This window comes from Azospirillum sp. B506, from assembly GCF_000333595.1.
Classification (GTDB): domain Bacteria; phylum Pseudomonadota; class Alphaproteobacteria; order Azospirillales; family Azospirillaceae; genus Azospirillum.
Genome location: NZ_BADK01000916.1, coordinates 1 through 2,561, shown reverse-complemented (window position 1 = coordinate 2,561; position 2,561 = coordinate 1). Strand labels below are relative to the sequence as shown.

The window sequence follows — 2,561 nt, the reverse complement described above, 5'->3', positions numbered from 1 at the left end:
GCGGCTTTGTCTCCCGCTGGTCTTCCACAGNGAAACCGCCACGCCGCCGCCGATCAGGGCGAAGGTGACGCCCAGCGCGATCAACGGGTCCGGCTTGCCGAAGATCTGCGTGTAAAAGATCTTGCCGCCGATGAACACCAGCACCAGCGCCAGCGCATATTTCAGATAGCGGAAGCGGTGGACCATCGCAGCCAGCGCGAAATAGAGGGCGCGCAGGCCAAGGATGGCGAAGATGTTGCTGGTGTAGACCAGATAGGGGTCGGTGGTGATGGCGAAGATCGCCGGCACGCTGTCCACCGCGAAGACCAGGTCGGCAAGCTCCACCATGATCAGCGCCAGCAGCAGCGGAGTCGCCGTCCAGCGCATCACGCCGCTATCCCCGACCGGTTCCTTGACGATGAAACGATGGCCATGGAAGCGGTCGGTAACGCGGATGCGGCGCTTCAGGAACCTCAGAGCGCGATTCTCGCCGATGTCGGTCTCCTCATCCGCGGCGAACAACATCTTGATGCCGGTCAGCAGCAGGAAGGCGCCGAAGACATAGAGGATCCAGTGGAATTCCGACACCAGGGCGGCGCCGGCGCCAATCATCAGACCGCGCAGCACGATGACGCCCAGAATGCCCCAGAACAGCACCCGGTGCTGCAATTCGCGTGGAACCGCGAAATAGCTGAAGATCAGGGATATAACGAAGACGTTGTCAAGTGACAGGCTCTTCTCGACGAAGAAGCCCGTGTAGTATTGCAAGCCGGCTTCTCCGCCCATCGACCACCAGACCCAGCCGCCGAACAGCATGGCGACCGCGATGTAGAAAGCGGAGAGCTTCAGGCTTTCTCCGACGCCGATGACATGGTCCCGCCGGTTCAGAACACCCAAGTCCAGAATCAAAAGGGTCAGGACGATGCCAACGAAGATCAGCCAAATCCAGACTGGCTTTCCCAAAAATTCGAACAAAACCGGTGCAATAAGACTGTCCATCGCACAACCCACTTGATGACGCTGCGTGAGCGGTGAGATCAAGCGGTTCCGACATCACGACCGACGCCTCGATCGTCAGAGGGGCCCGGACCCGAACTCTCTGGCAGATGGTGCCGCGCCGACGGGGTTCAAGATCGGGCAAAACAGTGCAGGCTCCGGCAAAAGCAAAAGCGACGAATTGCTTTTTCCGAAGACCTTCGCGAGTCGCACCCGCAACACCGGCCGGGCGGCACGGAGGCCCTGGAAAACTGTGGCCCGATGGACCGCAGTGCCATCGGGACTCGATACTTGATGCAGGACCGCCACAGATGGTGAACGAATGGCGGGCAAGAAAAACACCGATGGTTGCCTGATCTGTGTTCGCTCTTGTGCGGATGGTGCCGTTCTGCCAATAACTCCGAAAAACCGAAACCAAACCGAACAAATGGAGTTTTGCATGAACCAGGCCGAGCTGATCGAAACCGTCGCCACCAACGCCGGCATCAAGAAGGCCGACGCGGCCAAGGTCGTTCAGGCCGTGTTCGAAGGCATCTCCGGCGCGCTGGGCCGCGGCGAAGATGTGCGCCTGGCCGGTTTCGGCATCTTTGAAGTGGCCGAGCGCGCAGCCCGCGAGGGGCGCAACCCGCGCACCGGCGAAGTCGTGGCGATCGCCGCCTCCAAGGCTCCGAAGTTCAAGCCGGCCAAGCAGCTGCGCGATCTGGTGAACGGCTGATACACCCGCAACCACGCCCCGAAGGGAGTGCAGCCATGACCATCGATCAAACTGAATTGCAATCGCTGACGGCCAAGGTCGTTGCCGCCTATGTCGGCAACAACTCGGTTCCAGTTCACGATCTGCCGACGCTGATCAACAGCGTACAAGTGGCGTTCCGCAGCCTGGGCGACGACAAGCCGGCCCCGGTCAAGGCCGAACTGGTCCCGGCTGTCGCGATCAAGAAATCGGTCACGCCGGAGTACATCGTCTGCCTGGAAGACGGAAAGAAGCTGAAGATGCTGAAGCGGCATCTGAAAACCGTCTACGACATGACGCCGGACGAATACCGCGCCAAGTGGGGCCTGCCGCCGGAATACCCGATGGTCGCTCCGAACTATGCCAAGGCGCGTTCCGAAATGGCGACCAAGCTCGGGCTTGGCCGCAAGCGCGCGGCGGCCGAATAACGGCTTCCACTCGCAATTGATCGAAAAGGCGCGTTCCCCCGGGGCGCGCCTTTTCTCTTATCCGATGGCCGCCGGCACTCCAGCCCCTCGGCTCGACCAGACTACCCCGCCGACCATCGATGTCCTATGACCAATGTCCAGGTGGCGAAGCGGCTCGGCCTTCCCATCTAGGGTTCCGGTATGGTCGAGGGGACACGGGCGGTCCTATCACCCTCCTCATCGCAGAGGCATGGTCGCCTCCCGCTATTCCGATCGATCGAGGGCAGGACTGCACTCCGATCCGTATCGCAGGTGCGGTATTACGGCATCGTCGGGCTCCGTTCGATGCCCGGCGATTGGGGAAGGACCATTCGCCCGGAAGTCATCTGGCCGAACGTCAGGGGTCATAGCAGCGCCAGCTCCTCCAGACTGCCCGTGATGGTGGA

The 2,561-nt window shown here is 61.3% G+C and carries 3 protein-coding genes; 2 read left to right on the top strand and 1 reads right to left on the bottom strand.

Annotated elements, in window-relative coordinates; genetic code table 11:
- The coding region (locus I71_RS28430; RefSeq protein WP_042702156.1) for a TerC family protein at window positions 1–978 on the bottom strand (978 nt) is incomplete at its 3' end.
- A 436-nt stretch (window positions 979–1,414) separates the two neighbouring features.
- Between I71_RS28430 and I71_RS28425 the strand changes: the two genes are divergently transcribed.
- A complete protein-coding gene (locus tag I71_RS28425; RefSeq protein ID WP_012974184.1) occupies window positions 1,415–1,690 on the top strand; it encodes an HU family DNA-binding protein in 276 nt (91 codons plus the stop codon).
- Between the two features lie 35 nt (window positions 1,691–1,725).
- Complete coding sequence (locus I71_RS28420) at window positions 1,726–2,136, top strand: MucR family transcriptional regulator (protein ID WP_042702151.1); 411 nt, start codon at window positions 1,726–1,728, stop codon at window positions 2,134–2,136.
- The last annotated feature ends 425 nt before the right edge of the window (window positions 2,137–2,561 follow it).